Origin of the sequence: Nocardia sp. NBC_01327 (assembly GCF_035958815.1) — a bacterium.
Lineage (GTDB): Bacteria > Actinomycetota > Actinomycetes > Mycobacteriales > Mycobacteriaceae > Nocardia.
The window spans coordinates 278,678-295,193 of the sequence record NZ_CP108383.1; the positions used below are offsets into that span (position 1 = coordinate 278,678).

The following is a 16,516-nucleotide window of genomic DNA, read 5'->3' on the forward strand; positions in this document are numbered from 1 at the left end:
CGACACGCCCGGAACGCCGGAAACCAGATACGGACAAATCCCCTGGGCAAACCGGTTAGCGTCGCAGTATGCCGAGTGAGCCGCATGTGCCGGTCGAGATTCGCAAGAATGTCGAACTGGATCGCTTCGAGCTGTACGTGGACGGATACCTCGCGGGCGTCGCCGCCTATCAGGACACCGCCAACGAGCGCGCCTTCGTGCACACCGAGATCTATCCGCAGTTCGAAGGCCTGGGATACGGCCGCAAACTCGTGCAGGGTGCACTCGATCAGACCCGGGACGCGGGCTTCGGCATATTGCCGATGTGCCCGATGGTGCACCATTTCGTCGAATCCCGGCCGGAGTACCTGGCATTGGTGCCGCAGTGGTCGCGGGAGCGCCTGAATCTGCCGCAGCAATAGGTGCGGCGTCAGTAGACGGCGACCGCTCCGTCGAGCGCGGTCTGCAGTTCATCACGCACGATGCGGGTGATCTCGGCGGGTTTGGTGGGCAGCTCCGGCACCGGCGCCCCGAAATAGAAGCTGGCCGATTTGGCCTCCTCCTTGGTGGGTTCCACCTTCGGATCCGCGCGCGGCCCGTAGCTCAGGCCCAGGCTCACCAGCACCGGATCGGCCCCGAGCTTCTTGGCCCGGAAGGCGATGTGCCCGATGCCGGTTCCGACGGTCTGCACGTGCGCCGGGTCCACGTCATTGCAGGTGCCCTCGGGAAAGACCGCCACCCCGTCGCCGCGCGCCATGCGCTCGGCACAGATGTCGATCATGCGCTGTCCGGCCGCATTCACCGCGCGGAGTCCGTGGTCCTTACCGCGGAAAACGGGAATTCCGCCCATCATGTCGATGCGCCGGCGCAGTTCCGGTTCCAGGAACAGCTCGTCCTTGGCCAGCACCCGGGTCCGCCCGATGACCGGTCGCAGCACACTCCCCCATGCCGCGGCGGCGACCGTATAGGGGTCCAGCTGTGAAAGGTGATTGACAGCGATGAGCAGCGGCCGACGCTGGGAGATCAACTCACGCAGCCGTTCCCGCGCGCCCGGTGCGTACGAGATCCGCGGCCGATACCGCCGGCCCAGCAGCCAGTAGGCCGCGCGCGCCTTCAACAGATTCTGTTGATGATCGAGATAGAAGTCGTACACCGCGTCATTGTTCTCGAGGATTACCTCGGGACGTTCCATGCCGTCACCCTAGCGGGGGCGGCGCAATTGAGCAGAGACGGAATTTAACAAGGCAAAGAGCCTGCCGCGGTGGAATGATGACTGAGTGGCACGCGCAGAAGAACACGGTGACCGTTCTCGACGCGAATTCCGGCATGAGGACCAGGTGGTACGCCCTGGGACTCTGCTGGTGTCGGCGACGGACCTGGTGGAACCCTCCTTCCGGCGCACCATTGTGTACATCATCGAGCACAATGACGCGGGCAGCCTGGGCGTGGTCCTGAACCGGCCGAGCGATACCGCCGTTCACGACGTGCTCCCCAATTGGGCCGAGCTGGCGGCGTCGCCGCGCAAACTCTTTCTGGGCGGACCGGTGAAACGTGATGCCGCGCTGTGCCTGGCCACCGTGAAGGTCGGCACCTCGTTCGCCGGCATCCCGGGTCTGCGCCGGGTGGACGGCCGGGTGGCCCTGGTCGACCTCGACTCCGACCCGGATCGCATTGCCCCGCTCGTCGAGGGCATCCGCATTTTCGCCGGTTATGCCGGTTGGACCTTCGGACAGCTCGAAGGTGAATTGGATCGCGGGGACTGGATCGTCCTGTCCGCACTTCCGACCGACCCGCTGGCGGGCCGCGCCGATCTGTGGGCGCAGGTACTGCGCCGGCAGCCGCTGCCGTTGTCCCTGCTCGCCACGCATCCGATCGAAGTGGAACGAAACTGAACTGAACCGTCGGCACGGTCTGTGTCGTGGAGGGTACGGAGGTGACCGATGCCCGACGACCAGGCGGCATTGCTCCGGGTGCTCTACGAGGAGCATGCGGCCGCATTGTGGCGATACACGTACGGCCTGGTGGGAGATCCCGGCCGCGCGGAGGACATTGTGCAGGAAACGCTACTGCGGGCCTGGCAGCGGCCGAATGTGCTCGACCAGTCCACGAACTCGGCCCGGGCCTGGCTGTTCACGGTGGCCCGTAATCTGGCTGTGGACGAGCATCGCAGCGCCAGAAGCCGGCGCGAATTCCGAACGGACAATCCGCCGGAGGTGCCGACGCCGGATCAATCGGATAGAGCACTGGACGGTTGGCTGGTAGCCGACGCACTGGCGCGATTGACCATCGATCATCGTGAGGTCATCGTCCGCGCCTACTACCGGGGCCTGTCCACCCACCAGATCTCGGCGGAATTGGATATCCCGGAGGGGACGGTGAAGTCCCGTATGCACTACGGCATGCGGGCACTGCGTTTGGTGCTACAGGAGATGGGGGTGACGAGATGACGGAGGGCCACGACCTCTGTGACGGCTACACCACGTGGGACGGGTCGTACGTGCTCGGCGCCCTGGCCCGCGACGAACGCCGCGAGTACGAGGACCACCTGGCGACCTGCGACCACTGCCGGACGGCCGTGTCGAAGCTGGCCGGTCTACCCGGACTGCTGGCGCTGGTGGACGAGGACACGGCGCTTTCCATTGCGGCGCAGGAGGATCCGCCGACCGCGGTGCCTCCGCCGCCCGAGCGCATGCTGCCGCAGCTGGCGGAGCAGGCCCGGAAGAGGGAGCGCCGCAAGCGATTTTGGTCGGTGGGCGGCGCGGTGATGGCGGCCGCGGCTACCGCCCTGATCGCGGTGCCGGTGACGGCCACCCTCGCCGAGCGTGACGTTCCGGCCATCGAGCAGGTGGTGGCCCAGGGGCCGCTGCAGGCTCAGGCCGAAACCCCGATCGTCGCCACCTACAAACTGCTCTCGGTCAACGGGCAGACGCGCGTGGACATGATCTGCAACTACCCGCCGTCCAGCGAGATCTACGCGTGGCAGCTGTCGCTGTGGGTGGTGCGCGCCGACGGCACCCAGTCGAAACTGGCGGAGTGGACGGCGAAGCCGGGCCAGGTGTTCACCCCGGACGGCACCACCTCGGCCACGCCGGGCGATGTGAAATCGGTGGAGATCCGCAATGCCACCGGCAAGGTGCTGCTGGCGGCCGGGCTCTGAACGCACGAGAACGACGCACCCGAGGGGGTGCGTCGTTTTCGCGTCGCGCAGGGTGTGCGATCAGCTCGTCTTACGCTTGAAAGTCGAGGTGGACCAGAAGTATCCGATACCGCCGAGCACCAGGCACCAGGCGATGGCGAGGATGCCGTTGTGGCCGATTTCGGTGCCCATCAGCAGTCCGCGCAGGGTTTCGGTGATGGGGGTGAAGGGCTGGTATTCGGCGAACTGCTTCACACCGGCGGGCATGGTGTCGGTGGGCACCAGACCGCTGCCGAGGAAGGGCAGCAGCAGGATCGGCGTGGCCAGATTGCTCGCGCTCTCCGGATTCTGCGCGACCAGGCCGAACCCCGCGCCGAGCCAGTTCAGCGCGTAGACGGTCAGGCCGATGAGCCCGAAGGCCGCCAGCCAGCCCAGCACACCCGCATCGTGCGACCGGAAGCCGATGAGCACCGCCACCAGGGTCATGAGGCTCACGCCCGCCATGCCCTGGATCCAGGTGCCGACGACCTGACCGGTCAGCACCGACGACTGCGAAATATGCATGGTGCGAAAGCGATTGACGATGCCCTTGGTCATATCCGAATTGATCGACACCGCGATGCCCGCGATCATGTACGACGGAATCATGAGCATCATGCCGGGTGTCAGGTACTGGATGTACTTGGCGCCGCCGGTCGCGCCCCGCAGTGCGCCGCCGAAGATGTAGTTGAACATGAGCAGCATGACGATCGGCATGACCAGCACGCCGATGGTCATTCCCGGATACCGCTTGGCGTGCACCAGATTCCGGCGCAGCATCGTTTTCGAATCGGCGAACGCAGTGCTACTCATCGTGAGTTTTCCTTTTCGGGAGCGTGGCCACCGGTGAGGGCCAGGAAGACGTCGTCGAGATCAGGGGTGTGCACGGACAGTCCGGCGGGTTCGATACCGGCGGCATCGAGGCGGTCGATCACCTCGCGCACCGAGCGCACGCCGCCGTCGCTCGGCACGGCCAGGGTGAGATCGCCGTTGACCTGGGCGGCATTGCCCAAAGCCCGTGCGGCATTATCGAGTTCGGCACGATCGTTGAAATCCAGCCGGACATAACCGCCCGGCACCAGCCGCTTGAGCTGATCGGGCGTGCCCTCCGCGACCAGCCGGCCCTGGTGCAGCACCGCGATGCGGTCGGCCAGCTGATCGGCCTCCTCCAGGTACTGGGTGGTGAGGAAGACGGTCACACCGCCCGCGACCAGATCGCGAATGATGTCCCACATGACCCGGCGGCTGCGCGGGTCCAGGCCGGTGGTGGGCTCGTCGAGGAAGATGATGCGCGGCTCGCCGACCAGGGTCATGGCCAGATCGAGACGACGGGTCATACCGCCGGAGTATCCGGAGGCCACCTTGTCGCCCGCGTCGACCAGATCGAACTTCTCCAGCAGATCCGCTGCGCGACGACGGCTTTCACTACCCGGCAGATGGTGCAGGTCGCCCATGAGCAGCAGGTTCTCGCGGCCGGTGAGCAGTTCGTCGACGGCGGAGAACTGCCCGGTGACGCCGATGACCGAGCGCACGTCGTCCGGCTGGGTCGCGAGATCGTAACCGCCGACCCGCATCTCGCCGCCGTCCGCCTTGATCAGCGTGGACAGGATCTGCACGGTGGTGGTCTTGCCCGCGCCGTTCGGTCCGAGCAGCGAGTAGATGCTGCCTTCGGGAACGGTGAAGTCGATCCGGTCGAGCACAATGTGCTCCCCGAACGATTTGCACAGACCCGCAGCCGCGATGGCTGCCGGGCGGTGGGCGGTGGTCATGGGGTCCCCTTCTCATCAACAGGTACGCATGAATGCATGGCTTACCTAAGCCGTGACCGCTGGGCTGCGATCAAAGCTGTTATGTGTTCAGTTGTTGTAGGGCGGAGTTGCGTTGTGCGACAGGGTCGTTCAGGACGCCAGAGCTCAGATGTCGAGCACTTCGGTGACCCGGTGCTCGGTGATATCGACTACGCGGGCGAAGAGCCGATCGGGGATCTTGCCCTCCAGCTCGCCGACGGTGTCGACGACCTCGAAGAGGTAGTCACCCCAATCCTGTTCGCCCACACCGAGAAAGCGCCGCCACTGCTTCCAGTCCTTGAGAATGTTGGTATCGGTCGGGAATTCACTCCAGTAGGAGAAGTGGCTGTGCACCGCGTACGCGCCTTTGCGTGTGCGGTACACCCGAATGTCCTCGACGCGCTTGTCGCCGACCTGGTGCCACTCGGTCAGCAGTGCGCCGGAGAAGCGGATCTGCCGCACCCCGTCCTTGCCGACCTTCAGGACCACCTCGTCGTAGCCCTCGATGCGGTCCTCCTCGAGCTCGATGAAGCGCCGCAGTGCCGTCACGATCGCGCCCGACAGATTGCCCCCCACCAGCTCCTGCGCGCGCTGAAACAGCTTGAGGTCCTCATCGGAAACGTAGATCGTCTTGTTCGGCATGACCCAACTATACGTAGACGTATACATACATTGCAAGAGGGGCGGGGACTCGCCCTGCGGCCACAGGATTGAACCGGCAACCGCTCGCATTCGTATCCCGAGTACAGACTCGGGAGTCCGGTGTCAGGCACCGAAGGGAGCCGCCTCCATGCACAATCGCACACGCGTGGTGGATCACCTGGTCAAAGCCGTCTCGGAGCTGGGCGTGCGGCATATATTCGGCGTCGACGGCGCGAATATCGAGGACCTCTACGACGCGGCTTTCGATCATCGCGAGCTTGTCACCGCGGTAGTCGCCAAGCACGAATTCTCCGCCGCCACCATGGCCGACGGCTACGCCCGCTCCACCGCCGGTCTCGGCGTGGTCGCGGCCACCTCCGGCGGCGGCGCCATGAATCTGGTCGCCGGGCTGGCCGAATCCTTCACCTCCCGCGTCCCCGTGCTCGCGCTGGTCGGGCAGCCGCCGACCGTCCTGGAGGGCAAGGGCGCCTTTCAGGACACGAGCGGGCGGGCCGGCGCCTTCGACGCGGTTCGGCTGTTCACGCCGATCTCGCACTACTGCGCCCGCGTCGAGGCCCCCGCCGACCTGCCCGCTCACCTGACCCGCGCCATCCATGCCACCCAGCACGGTGGTCCGGCGGTCTTATTGCTGCCCAAGGATATTCAGCAGGCGGAACTCGTCGCGCCCGCATTCACGCCGCCGCCGCGCGCCTATCGCCGCGATACCGCGAGCCTGTGGAGAGTTGTGCATACCTTGCAGGCTGCCCGGGTCATCGGCAAGGTGGTGATCATCGCCGGTGATCAGGTCGCGCGCGACGGCGCGCGCGGCGAACTGGCGCAGCTCGCCGCGGTGCTCGATGCCGCCGTCGGCGTGGCCCCGGACGCGAAGGATGTCTACCACCACGCGGATCCCGGATTCTGCGGCGTGGCGGGCAGCATGGGGCATCCGGAACTCATCGAGGCGCTGCACCGGGCCAGCCTCTGCCTGCTCATCGGCACCCGTATGCCGGTCACCGCCCGCGCCGGGCTGGAGGACGCGCTGGCGGAGGTGCCGCTCGCCAGCATCGGCGGCGACATCCCGTTCCTGGGCTCGATCCACGCGCGCAGCACCGATCTGTCGCTCACGCTCACCGAGCTGATCGGTGAATTGACCGCTGCCACACCGATTCACCTGCGCGGCCGCAGCGGCGACGGGGTTGTGGACAACCCCCGGCATATCCGGTTCAGCCTGCAATTGGTCCCGGACGACAGCACGGTTTCGGATCTATCCACAACTGTCACAGGTCTATCCACAGAGTCCGGCGACGCGGTGGTCATCCCCCTCCAGACCGCGCGCGGCGAGCAGCCCGAGGATACGCCCGCACAAGGTCCGGGACTGCGGTACCGGGAGGTGGTCGAGGCCGTCAACCAGGCGCTGCCCGAGGGGGCGGATGTCTTCGCCGACGCCGGGAATACCGGTGCGGCAGTGGTGCATCACCTGCGGCTGCCGCGCGACGGCCGGTTCACGGTGGCCCTGGGGATGGGCGGGATGGGGTACGCGTTCGGGGCCGGAATCGGCTCGGCCTTCGCCCGGTCGCAGCGCCCGGACGGGAGTATGCGGCGCACCTTCGTCATCGCCGGTGACGGTGCGTTCTTCATGCACGGCATGGAGATTCACACCGCCATCGAGCACAACCTGCCCATCACCTTCATCGTCCTCAACAACAACGCGCATGCCATGTGCATAACTCGCGAACAGCTGTACTACGGGGATCGGTACAGCTTCAACAGATTTCGACCGGCGTATCCGGGCGCCGGTCTCGCGGCCATGTTCCCGGATCTGTGCACACACGCACCCATCACCAGAGCCGACCTCGCCGAATCACTTCGGCACTGCGTCGGCAGTCCAGGTCCGTCGTTCATCGCCGTCGACTGCGATCCCGACGAAATCCCACCTTTCACGCCGTTTCTGACGGCACCGCGGAGGTAATCGTGACCACCAGCGCCCTGCCTGCACTCAGCGATATCCCCGAGGGGGTGGTGCCCGGACTCTTGCGTATCGAGAACTCCGATCGCGAGGCCACCACGCCCGTCATCCTCGAAATGCTCCGGTCGGTGTACCCGCACGATCAGATCTTCGGCGACTACTGCCCGGTCCAGGCCTATATCGAGGCGCCTCCGCGCGAGCTGTACGAATATCTCGCGGACACACGGTCTCTGGAGGAGTGGACCTACAGCCTGCGCGGCTTCACCGAAACCGCGGAGCCGGGCCTGTGGGAGTCGTATGACCGGCTGGGCCCCAATACCCGCATCTACACCCGCACGGTCGCCAATCCCGATGCCATGACGGTGGATTACCACTGCGCGTGGGATCAGAGCAAGCACCTGTGGATGATCTACCTGATGCGGGTGGTGGATGCGCAGGTGGTGTTCGACAAGCCCGGTTCGGTGGTGCTGTGGACGAACTGCCATCACCCGTTCTACGACCGGAATCCCTACCAGGACAGCGCACCCGAGGGCCGCAAGGTGTGGGTCGGCGACTTCTGGGAGATGTTCTCCGCCGGGCACCAGCTGGAGATGGACAACCTCAAGGCGATCGCCGAGTACCGCGCCGCACACGGACTCCCGCTCACCCCCGACTGGATGAAGTAGGTAGGCGCACCATGGATTTCACGGACCCCGCACTGCGTATCGTGCCCCCGGTCAGCCTGGTCGACGTGGCCAGCTATCTGCCCGGTGAGCCGGTCGGCACCGAATACTTCACCCAGTTCTCCCGCTCCGAGCGGATGGCCAAGAACGTCATGTTCCGCGCCCCCAAGGGCCGCCACCACATCGGCCGCGATACGCGGGTGCACGAGATGGCGGAGCAGGCCATCGCGCCACTCATCGAACGCCATGGGGCACAGGAGATCTCGAATATCGATATTCTCATCACGCATACCCAGCTGCCGGAGAACCCGGTGCTGGGCGCGGGTGGCGAGGTGGCGCGCCGGCTGAATATGAACCCCCGCTTCGTCTTCGATGTGCACAATGGCGGATGCGCCGCCTTCGTACACATGATGTGGCTGGCCCGCACCATCATGCTGACCACCGATGCGCGCACGGCACTCATCGTCGCCACCCAGAACTGCGCGGGGCCGGTATTCACCCAGACCGAGATCCGCAAGCTCGCGCAGGCCCCGGTGCCCGGGGACGGTTGCGGTGTCGGATTTCTGGTGAAGAACAACAGCGCACCGATTCTCGATATCGAATGCCGCACCTATCCGGAGTTCGCCGGGGATATGGAGTTCTCCACCGGCTCCGATCGCAAGTACTGGGAGCCCGGAGAGGGGCAGGGTTGTGTGAGCTTCACCGAATCCAAGGTGGCCAAGGTGTTCGCGCGCGGCAACCGGCTGGTGCCCGAGGTGGCGCACGAGGTGTGCAAGCGCATCGGGGTGAAGAGCAGCGATATCGACACCCTGGTCACCAATCAGCCCAACCGGCTGTTCCTGCGCAATTGGCACGATGCGCTGGAACTGCCCGCCGAACGACATCCCGACACCTTCGATCAGTGCGGAAACCTGTTCGCCGCAGGTATTCCCGTCACGCTCGACACCGAGAACCAGGCGGGGCGGCTGCGCAATGGTTCGGTCGTGCTCATGTCGGCCTTCGCGCATGCGGGAGACTTCGCGGGCGCGGCGGCCGTGCGCTGGGGCGCGGCGCGATGAGTGCGTCGCTGGAGGCCTACCGCTTCGAGACGGTGCGCTTCGATCTCAGTCTGAGCGAGAACCCGTTTCCGCCACTGCCTTCCGTCATGCGCGCCCTCGACGACAGCATGGCCAAGGCGAATCGCTATCCGGAATTCCTGCCGCGCGCACTGCCCCGGATCATCGCGGACCATATCGGCGTGGACCCGGACCAGGTGGTGGTCGGATCGGGTGCGACCGGGGTGGCCATGCAGATCATGCAGACGCTGCCCGCTCCAGGGGCCCGATTCGTTTTCGCCACACCGACTTTCGACGGCTATCCGATCATGAGCGGTATGGTCGGACTGCGCTCGCATCCGGTGGCGCTGGACTCGTCCGGGCGGCAGGACCTGTGGGCCATGGCGCGGGCGGTGGACGAGCACACCGGGCTGGTGGCGGTGTGCCGGCCGCACAATCCGACGGGCACCGTCGTTCCGGCCAGCGAGTTGAAGGCCTTCCTGTACTCGGTACCGGCCACCGTGCCGGTCATTCTCGACGAGGCGTATATCGAATTCCTCGGCGCGACAGACACGCTCGACACCGTGGAGTTGGTGCGGCGGCACCCGAATGTGCTGGTGCTGCGCACCTTCTCGAAGGCGTACGGGCTCGCCGGACTGCGCATCGGATATGCCTTCGGCGCACCGGAACTGGTGCGGCGCGTGCACCGGCTGCAGCTGCCGTTCGGGACGCCGGCGGCCGCCCTCGCCGCGGTGAGCGCCTCCTATGCGGCGGAAGCCGAACTCGGCGAGCGCATCCTGCGCATCACCACCGAGCGGGAACTGTTGCGAACAGCGCTGCGGCGCAATGGCATTCGGGTGCCGCGCAGCAGCGCGAACTTCCTCTACCTGCCAGGCCGCGAGGTCGCACCGGCACTGGCGCGCGCCGGGATCGTGGCCAAACGCTATCCGGACGGCAGTGCGCGCATCGCGGTCGGCGATCCGACGGCCGGGCGCGCGGTGTTGAAGGCCCTGGCCGCCCGGCCTGCCACGGGTGCGCGGCCACTGCGCCGGGATGACAGCCGGGTGCTCTCGCTCACGGTGCGCTCCGAGCCCAGCGTTGTGCGAGCGCCGCACAGGTGATCAGCTGGATCTGATGGAAGACCATGAGCGGCAGCACGATCAGGCCGATGGGATGGCCCGCGAACAGGACCGTCGCCATCGGCAGACCCGTGGCCAGGCTCTTCTTCGACCCGCAGAACACCACCACGATCCGATCGCCGCGATCGAAGTGCACGGCCTTGCCGAGCGCCGAGGTCGCGGCGATCACCAGTGCCAGCAGGACGCAGCACACCAGGACCAGGAGCAGAATTCGCCACGGGGACAGGGAATGCCAGATGCCCTCCACCATGCCCGCGCTGAAGGCGCTGTAGACCACCAGCAGGATGGAACCGCGATCCACCAGCTTGGTCGGCTCCGCATAGCGGGCGAGGAAACCCTTCACCTTCGGGCGGATCAGCTGGCCGAGGAAGAACGGCACCAGCAGCTGCAGCACGATATCGCCGATCGAGGACAGATCGACCTTCGCCTGACCGGTGGTGTTCATGAGCAGGATCACCAGGGCGGGGGTGAGGAAGACGCCGAGCAGATTGGAGAGCGTGGCGCTCACGATCGCGCCCGCCACATTGCCCTTGGCGATCGAGGTGAAGGCGATCGACGACTGCACCGTGGACGGCACCAGGCACAGGAACAGCAGCCCGGTGTAGAGATCGTCGGTCAGTACATGCGGCACCAGCACTCGCGCGGCAACACCGAGAATCGGGAAGAGCACGAAGGTGCAGGCGAGCACGGTGATGTGCAACCGCCAGTGCTTCAGACCGGTGACCGCCTCGTGCGAGGACAGGCGCGCGCCGTACAGCAGAAACAGCAAAGCGATGGCAATCTTCGTCAGCCAGGTCACCACCGTCGCGGCCTCACCTCGCGCCGGGAAGACGCTGGCCACAGCGACGGTGGCGAGAATCGACAGGATGAAGCCGTCGATGTAGAACTTGCTGAGAAATCGCACCGAACCAGGCTAATCACCCGGTGATTTCTCGATTAACACCGCACCCTTACCTCGGCGATACTCATGTTGATCTGTGTTTCCAGACGCTGTACATACAGACGACTCCGAGGATGGAATCGCCATGGACCCCTGGACCGCCCTGGCCGGCGCACCACACCCGGCCGCCGCCGATACCTGGGGAATCTCCGGCCCGACCTTCCTGAGCCTCTACGCCCTGGCCGGAATCCTCGCCGCGCTGTACGGATTCGGCAGGCGCGCCATGGTTTTGCGGGACGCGCGCGGCGCGCAAACCTCCGCCCACGCACTGTCACCGACCGAGACCGCCATGCTCTTCGACGACCGGCGCCCCGTCCTCACGGGTCTCGCGCAATTGCGCGGGTACCAGCTCATCAACTCCGCGGGCGCGACAACACGTCACCTGACCGCCACCGAAGAGCAGGCGCTGGACCCGGTTTCGCAATCCCTGCACGCCCACCTGATCGGCTCCGCGAACCGGAATGTGCTGACCCTCGACGCAGTGGCGCGCGACCCACTGACCGCGCTGCGAAACAGCCTGACCGACCGCGGCTACCTGATCGGCCCCGAACAGCGGAATTCCCTTCTGCTGGCGGCTTTTCCGCTCGGTGCCCTGTTCCTGTTCGGCGTGCTGCGCGTCATCGCCGGCCTCGCCAATCGGCACGGCGTCGGTTACCTGATTCTGGTGATGGTCGTGGTGCTGATCTGCACGCTCCTGATCCTGCGGCCACCACGCCTGACCCGCCTCGGACGTCGGGCCGCTGACGAGTCCGTCCGCCGCAACGGGCATCTGCGCCCGCACAATACGCCCGCGTACAGCGCGTATGGCCCCGACAGCGCCGCCCTGGCCACCGCGCTCTTCGGGGCAACGGTACTGGTAAGTCTCGATCCGGCCCTCGCCCACGCGACCGGAGCCCTCTGGGCCGGTGGCGGATTCACCGGATCGGGCGGCGGCTACTCCGGCAGCAACTGCTCGAGCAGTGACAGCGGCAGTAGCGGAAGTAACTGCAGCAGTAGCAGCAGCGGTTGCAGTAGCAGCAGTTGCGGCAGTAGCTGCGGTGGCGGCGGATGTGGGAGCGGATGCGGCGGATGACGAGACTGAAGTCGCGGCCGACAGCGCCCATGGGGGAGATAGCAGCGGCTACGGCGGAGCCGGCAGCGCGTGGAACCGAGAGAGCGGCGTCCTCGGCGGAGCCTGCAGCGCATGAGGCCGAGCTGACAGCGCCTGCGGCCGAGGGAGTCGCGGCAGCGACAAAGGCAAGCCACATGCCGGAGAGTTCTGGAAAAGTACTGGACGGCAGCACATTCGGAGGCTCCACCGATCTCCTGCTCCCGGGCCGGGCGATCGGGATCGGGTGGCGGCGCGAGATCTGCGGGATGATCGACGCGTTGGACGGGATCGGATTCTGCGAGGTCATCGCGGAGTCGCTGGTCGCGAGTCCGGCCCGGTCCGATCGTCTGGTCGGCCGAGCCTCGGCCGTGATTACCGGTCTGGTTGGACGGCGTGATTCCCGAGCCGAGGTTGCGGTTCCCGAAGAGCTCGCTGCGCTGGTCGCGCGAGGAATAACCGCCGTGCCGCACGGGATTTCGCTGTCGCTCGGAGGTGCGGAGCCGGTGGATGAGCGGCGGGTTGCGCATTTGGCGGCGTGTGCGCGGGCGCTCGGTTCGCCGCTGGTGAGTGAGCATATTGCGTTCGTTCGGGCGGGCGGGATGGAGGCTGGGCATCTGCTGCCAGTTCCACGCACTCGCGAGGGTCTGAATGCTCTGGTGCGCAATATCTCCCGCGTTCGGCAGGCGCTGGAGGTTCCGCTCGCTGTCGAGAATATTGCCGCCCTGTTCGAGTGGCCGGACGCCGAGTTCACCGAGGCCGAGTTCCTTCAGGAGTTGGTGGAGCGCACCGGCGTTCATCTGCTGCTCGATATCGCCAACGTTTATGCCAACGCCCGCAATGCCTCCCGCGATCCGCTCACCGAGCTGCTGCGGCTGCCCACCGAACAGCTCGCCTACTGCCATGTGGCCGGCGGGCGGGAGACCGGCGGGCGCTATCACGACACGCACAGTGACCCAGTTCCCGCGGACGTGCTGGCCCTGGTCGCCGAATTCGCCGCCGACCGCTCGGTGCCGCTCCTGCTCGAGCGCGACGGAAACTACCCGCCCGCAGCCGAATTGCTCGATGAGCTCAATGCCATCGCCACCGCCGTCCGCCGTCCGCTCATTACAGTTCGCTTACCGGAGCCGCAGGCATGACCGAATCAGTCAGTCCGGCAGGCATGGCCGCGTCGACCAGCCCAACAGGCGTGGCCGCATCAGCCAGCCCAACAGGCGTGGCCGCATCAGCCAGTCCGGCAGGCGTGGCCGTGTCAGCCAGCGCAGCAGGCGTGGCCACGTCAGCCAGCCCGACAGGCGTGGCCGCGTCAGCCAGCCCAACAGGCGTGACCGAGTCGGACAGCCCAACAGGCGTGACCGAGTCGGACGGTCTCGCGGAGCAGCAGGCGGCAGTTGTACGCGCACTGGTTGCTGGGGCGGCGGTACCTCCGGGCTTCGATGCGGCGGACTTCTCTGCCACCGCGCACGCGCTGCTGCACAAGCGTGCCGGCGAAGTGGCGCACCGTTTCCCGCTGCTCGCGCACGCCTGCGGACCGGACTTCAGCGCTCGTTTCCTGGAGTGGGCCCGCACCCGCCCCAAGACCACCACCGCACAGGACGCGGCCGCTTTCGCGGACCACCTCGGAATCCCGCTCCCCCAGCGCAGACGGTGGCAGCGCTCACGCTAATTCGACTGCGCGGGAACGGCTTCCAGGTCGAGGTGGGCGCCGACGGTGGCATCGAGCGTGGCCATGCACAGCTTCAGCGCCTCGTCCCGCGAAATCCGCTGGTGCAGTAGCCATTCGATCGCTACCTCGCGGATGAACGCAATCCATCCCGCCAGTGCCGCCGACGCCAGATCACGCGTGTGACCCGTGGCCGCACAGGCATCGAGTACGCGATTGCAGATCGCGGTCAGATCGTCCGCGACCGGTCCGCGCACCGCCGGATCAGTCGCGACCGCACTGCGATTCGCGATGAATACCAGCGGCACGTGCGCCTGATAGAAGTCCAGGTGCGCCGCGAGCGCGATGGCCACACCGGCACGCACGGACCGAGCGGGGTCGATGGTCGCCTCCGAGAGCAGCCGGTCGTGCGCCCGCTTCCAGATGGCGGCGAAGAACTCACCCTTCGTCGGGAAGTAGTGGTACATCAGCGCCCGCGAAACCTGCGCGTGCGCGGCGATGTCCTCCATGGCGATGTCCTCGAAACCGCGTTCGCCGAACAGTTGCGCACCGGCGTCCATCAGCTCGTCACGGCGCTGCTCGGGGGTCAGGCGGCGACGGCTGGGCACGTGGTCATCGTAGGTGGCAGGGGTTGACGCACGGCGGGCGAGGCGCATACCGTCACACTATTCAACAGTCGTCTAATAGGGGTGCCCATGCGACGAATTCTGCAGGTCTGGTTGGTGGCATTCGGGGTGGTCTGCGTGGGAATCGCGGTGGCGCACCTGCTCTTCGGCACCTCCACGATCATCGGCGGCGGAACGGTCAATGCCACCATCGACTCCGATATGCGTTTCTACGCAATCCTTTTCCTCGCCTACGGCCTCGCACTGCTGTGGTGTGCGCGGGACGTCGAGACCAAGGGCCTTCCGATCAACCTGCTGGGCCTGATCTTCTTCGCGGGCGGCCTGGCCCGGGCACTGGCCTGGGTCGCGACCGGCGAGCCGAATTGGTTCTACGTCTTGATGACTCCGGTCGAACTCGTCATTCCGGTACTCAACTATCTGCTGGTTCGCGCGGTGTGCCGCCCGGCCGCACTCGCGCGGGTGTAACCGACGAATGCATGGGTGCTAATGTCCCTACCTGTTTGCTGGATTGCACCCACCATCTCGGAAGGGAAGCTCCATGACACAGACCCATGCTGCTCACACCGATCACGATCATGCGCACGGCGCTAGTTGCGGTCACGTTGCCATTCCACACGGCGACCATGTCGACTATGTGCACGACGGACATCTGCACCGCGAGCACGACGGCCACTTCGACGAGTGCGAGCCCACCGCGCACACCGCGCACGACAGCCACGACCATCAGCACGGCGACGGATGCGGGCATGTGTCGGTGCCGCACGGCGATCACGTCGACTACATCCACGACGGCCACCGGCACGCGGCCCACGACGGTCACTACGACGAGCACTGAGGCATGCTGGCCTCATGATCGAGGTCATCACCGTCGGCACCGACCAGGAGCTGGCCGACGCCTACGCCGTCCGCATGAAGGTCTTCGTCGCGGAGCAGGGCGTGCCGGAGGAACTGGAACTCGACGAACTCGATGAGACGGCCGATCACTTCCTCGCCCGTCTCGACGGGCAGCCGGTCGGCGCGGGCCGCCTGATCGTCCGCGGGGATGTGGGCGTGCTCGGCCGGCTGGCGGTACTGGCCGAAACCCGGGGCTCCGGCCTCGGGGTCGCGCTGGTGCGAGCCATCGAGGAGCGGGTGCGCGAACGCGGGCTGATCGCGGTCGAACTACACGCGCAGACCCACGCGCAGGGCTTCTACGAACGGCTCGGCTATCAGGCCTACGGCGATATCGGTGAGGACGCGGGCATCCCGCACATCTGGATGCGCAAGGACCTCGGGTAGCCGGAAATCAGTTGGCGGCGGGGGCGCAGGCATCGCGCAGCGAGCACGAACCGCAGGCGCTGCCGCAGCCGCCGACCTCGGGAGCGGGCGCATTCGCCGCGAGCGCATTGGCCGCCGCGGTAGCGCCGGCGCCGAGCGTGAACACCGCGATGACCAGCGTCAGCACCGAAATGATGAGGGCGGGCAGACCGCCCGCGACCACCGCGACTCCGCCACCCGCGGCCAGCAGTACGCCCGCCACGAGGGAAGCCGGTGCGGCCACACGATTCGCGAGGCGGTAGTTCTCCTCGGTCCGCACTGCCTCGTCGGTGTGAACACCGAAGATGCGGTTCGGCGGAAGGGTGCCGGTGAGTCCGAGCACTCCGGTGACCACGGCCACCGCCGACAGGGCAAACAGAATGAGCGCTACAACCAACACGGTCGTCAATTTACCTCTGCCGCGCCGCGGCGCGGTTCCCGGCCCGCCCGTCACCGCCGGGAATCCGGTCACACCGTGCGGGCGGAGGCGCCGCGGCCCGGCGAAACTCACGGCGTGCCG

The 16,516-nt window shown here is 66.5% G+C and carries 21 protein-coding genes; 14 read left to right on the forward strand and 7 right to left on the reverse strand.

The features are described 5' to 3' along the window. The first annotated feature begins 68 nt into the window (after window positions 1–68). Window positions 69–401, forward strand: a complete 333-nt coding sequence (locus OG326_RS01175) for a GNAT family N-acetyltransferase (protein WP_327142773.1) — start codon at window positions 69–71, stop codon at window positions 399–401. 8 nt (window positions 402–409) lie between these two features. On the opposite strand, the gene OG326_RS01180 is transcribed toward OG326_RS01175, so the two are convergent. Continuing rightward, a complete protein-coding gene (locus OG326_RS01180; protein WP_327142774.1) occupies window positions 410–1,171 on the reverse strand; it encodes a lysophospholipid acyltransferase family protein in 762 nt (253 codons plus the stop codon). 85 nt (window positions 1,172–1,256) lie between these two features. Here OG326_RS01180 and OG326_RS01185 point away from each other — a divergent pair, with 85 nt between their 5' ends. The 3 genes from OG326_RS01185 to OG326_RS01195 are packed head-to-tail and all read left to right on the forward strand — an operon-like array spanning window position 1,257 to window position 3,136. Continuing rightward, window positions 1,257–1,871 carry a YqgE/AlgH family protein gene (locus OG326_RS01185; RefSeq protein WP_327142775.1) on the forward strand — a complete coding sequence of 205 codons (615 nt, stop codon included), beginning with the start codon at window positions 1,257–1,259 and terminating at the stop codon, window positions 1,869–1,871. Window positions 1,872–1,919: 48 nt separating this feature from the next. Beyond that, the gene (locus OG326_RS01190) at window positions 1,920–2,426 is read left to right on the forward strand and encodes a sigma-70 family RNA polymerase sigma factor (RefSeq protein WP_327142776.1); all 507 of its coding nucleotides are present in this window, start codon (window positions 1,920–1,922) and stop codon (window positions 2,424–2,426) included. Continuing rightward, window positions 2,423–3,136, forward strand: a complete 714-nt coding sequence (locus OG326_RS01195; protein ID WP_327142777.1) for a zf-HC2 domain-containing protein — start codon at window positions 2,423–2,425, stop codon at window positions 3,134–3,136. The genes OG326_RS01190 and OG326_RS01195 overlap by 4 nt, the downstream gene beginning before the upstream one ends. Window positions 3,137–3,196: 60 nt before the next feature. Here the strand turns inward: OG326_RS01195 and OG326_RS01200 are convergent, their stop codons facing one another. The 3 genes from OG326_RS01200 to OG326_RS01210 all read right to left on the reverse strand — a co-directional run bounded on the left by OG326_RS01200 (window position 3,197) and on the right by OG326_RS01210 (window position 5,583). Further along, window positions 3,197–3,967: an ABC transporter permease gene (locus tag OG326_RS01200; protein WP_327142778.1), complete on the reverse strand. Its 771-nt coding sequence runs from the start codon at window positions 3,965–3,967 to the stop codon at window positions 3,197–3,199. Next, on the reverse strand, window positions 3,964–4,923 hold the full coding sequence (locus tag OG326_RS01205) for an ATP-binding cassette domain-containing protein (protein WP_327142779.1): 960 nt from the start codon (window positions 4,921–4,923) through the stop codon (window positions 3,964–3,966). Before OG326_RS01205 ends, OG326_RS01200 begins: the two co-directional genes overlap by 4 nt. A 144-nt stretch (window positions 4,924–5,067) precedes the next feature. Beyond that, window positions 5,068–5,583, reverse strand: a complete 516-nt coding sequence (locus OG326_RS01210; RefSeq protein ID WP_327142780.1) for an EXLDI protein — start codon at window positions 5,581–5,583, stop codon at window positions 5,068–5,070. 148 nt (window positions 5,584–5,731) lie between these two features. Here OG326_RS01210 and OG326_RS01215 point away from each other — a divergent pair, with 148 nt between their 5' ends. Genes OG326_RS01215 through OG326_RS01230 form a run of 4 tightly spaced genes read left to right on the forward strand, consistent with a single transcriptional unit; the run spans window position 5,732 to window position 10,366 of the window. Next, window positions 5,732–7,552 (forward strand): thiamine pyrophosphate-binding protein, encoded by a 1,821-nt coding sequence (locus OG326_RS01215; RefSeq protein ID WP_327142781.1) that lies wholly within the window; start codon window positions 5,732–5,734, stop codon window positions 7,550–7,552. Between the two features lie 2 nt (window positions 7,553–7,554). Then, window positions 7,555–8,214 (forward strand): SRPBCC family protein, encoded by a 660-nt coding sequence (locus OG326_RS01220; protein ID WP_327142782.1) that lies wholly within the window; start codon window positions 7,555–7,557, stop codon window positions 8,212–8,214. An 11-nt stretch (window positions 8,215–8,225) separates the two neighbouring features. Then, window positions 8,226–9,269: a 3-oxoacyl-ACP synthase III family protein gene (locus OG326_RS01225; protein WP_327142783.1), complete on the forward strand. Its 1,044-nt coding sequence runs from the start codon at window positions 8,226–8,228 to the stop codon at window positions 9,267–9,269. Next, a complete protein-coding gene (locus OG326_RS01230; protein ID WP_327142784.1) occupies window positions 9,266–10,366 on the forward strand; it encodes an aminotransferase class I/II-fold pyridoxal phosphate-dependent enzyme in 1,101 nt (366 codons plus the stop codon). The genes OG326_RS01225 and OG326_RS01230 overlap by 4 nt, the downstream gene beginning before the upstream one ends. On the opposite strand, the gene OG326_RS01235 is transcribed toward OG326_RS01230, so the two are convergent. Next, entirely contained in the window at window positions 10,320–11,288 is a 969-nt protein-coding gene (locus OG326_RS01235) for a bile acid:sodium symporter family protein (protein WP_327142786.1), read from the reverse strand. The genes OG326_RS01230 and OG326_RS01235 overlap by 47 nt on opposite strands. A 121-nt stretch (window positions 11,289–11,409) precedes the next feature. Here OG326_RS01235 and OG326_RS01240 point away from each other — a divergent pair, with 121 nt between their 5' ends. From OG326_RS01240 to OG326_RS01250, 3 genes are all read left to right on the forward strand, one after another. Beyond that, on the forward strand, window positions 11,410–12,396 hold the full coding sequence (locus OG326_RS01240; RefSeq protein ID WP_327142787.1) for a TIGR04222 domain-containing membrane protein: 987 nt from the start codon (window positions 11,410–11,412) through the stop codon (window positions 12,394–12,396). 284 nt (window positions 12,397–12,680) lie between these two features. After that, window positions 12,681–13,550: a DUF692 domain-containing protein gene (locus tag OG326_RS01245; RefSeq protein ID WP_327146319.1), complete on the forward strand. Its 870-nt coding sequence runs from the start codon at window positions 12,681–12,683 to the stop codon at window positions 13,548–13,550. Window positions 13,551–13,762: 212 nt separating this feature from the next. Then, a complete protein-coding gene (locus OG326_RS01250) occupies window positions 13,763–14,077 on the forward strand; it encodes a hypothetical protein (protein ID WP_327142788.1) in 315 nt (104 codons plus the stop codon). Here OG326_RS01250 and OG326_RS01255 read toward each other — a convergent pair. Next, complete coding sequence (locus OG326_RS01255) at window positions 14,074–14,682, reverse strand: TetR/AcrR family transcriptional regulator (protein WP_327142789.1); 609 nt, start codon at window positions 14,680–14,682, stop codon at window positions 14,074–14,076. The two genes, OG326_RS01250 and OG326_RS01255, sit on opposite strands and share 4 nt — an antisense overlap. A gap of 87 nt (window positions 14,683–14,769) precedes the next feature. Here OG326_RS01255 and OG326_RS01260 point away from each other — a divergent pair, with 87 nt between their 5' ends. The 3 genes from OG326_RS01260 to OG326_RS01270 all read left to right on the forward strand — a co-directional run bounded on the left by OG326_RS01260 (window position 14,770) and on the right by OG326_RS01270 (window position 15,978). Next, window positions 14,770–15,165 (forward strand): DUF4345 domain-containing protein, encoded by a 396-nt coding sequence (locus tag OG326_RS01260; protein WP_327142790.1) that lies wholly within the window; start codon window positions 14,770–14,772, stop codon window positions 15,163–15,165. A gap of 73 nt (window positions 15,166–15,238) precedes the next feature. Continuing rightward, a complete protein-coding gene (locus OG326_RS01265) occupies window positions 15,239–15,535 on the forward strand; it encodes a hypothetical protein (RefSeq protein ID WP_327142791.1) in 297 nt (98 codons plus the stop codon). 14 nt (window positions 15,536–15,549) lie between these two features. Continuing rightward, on the forward strand, window positions 15,550–15,978 hold the full coding sequence (locus tag OG326_RS01270) for a GNAT family N-acetyltransferase (RefSeq protein WP_327142792.1): 429 nt from the start codon (window positions 15,550–15,552) through the stop codon (window positions 15,976–15,978). Window positions 15,979–15,985: 7 nt separating this feature from the next. Here OG326_RS01270 and OG326_RS01275 read toward each other — a convergent pair whose 3' ends face one another. Further along, window positions 15,986–16,396 carry an SdpI family protein gene (locus OG326_RS01275; RefSeq protein WP_327142793.1) on the reverse strand — a complete coding sequence of 137 codons (411 nt, stop codon included), beginning with the start codon at window positions 16,394–16,396 and terminating at the stop codon, window positions 15,986–15,988. Window positions 16,397–16,516: the final 120 nt, after the last annotated feature.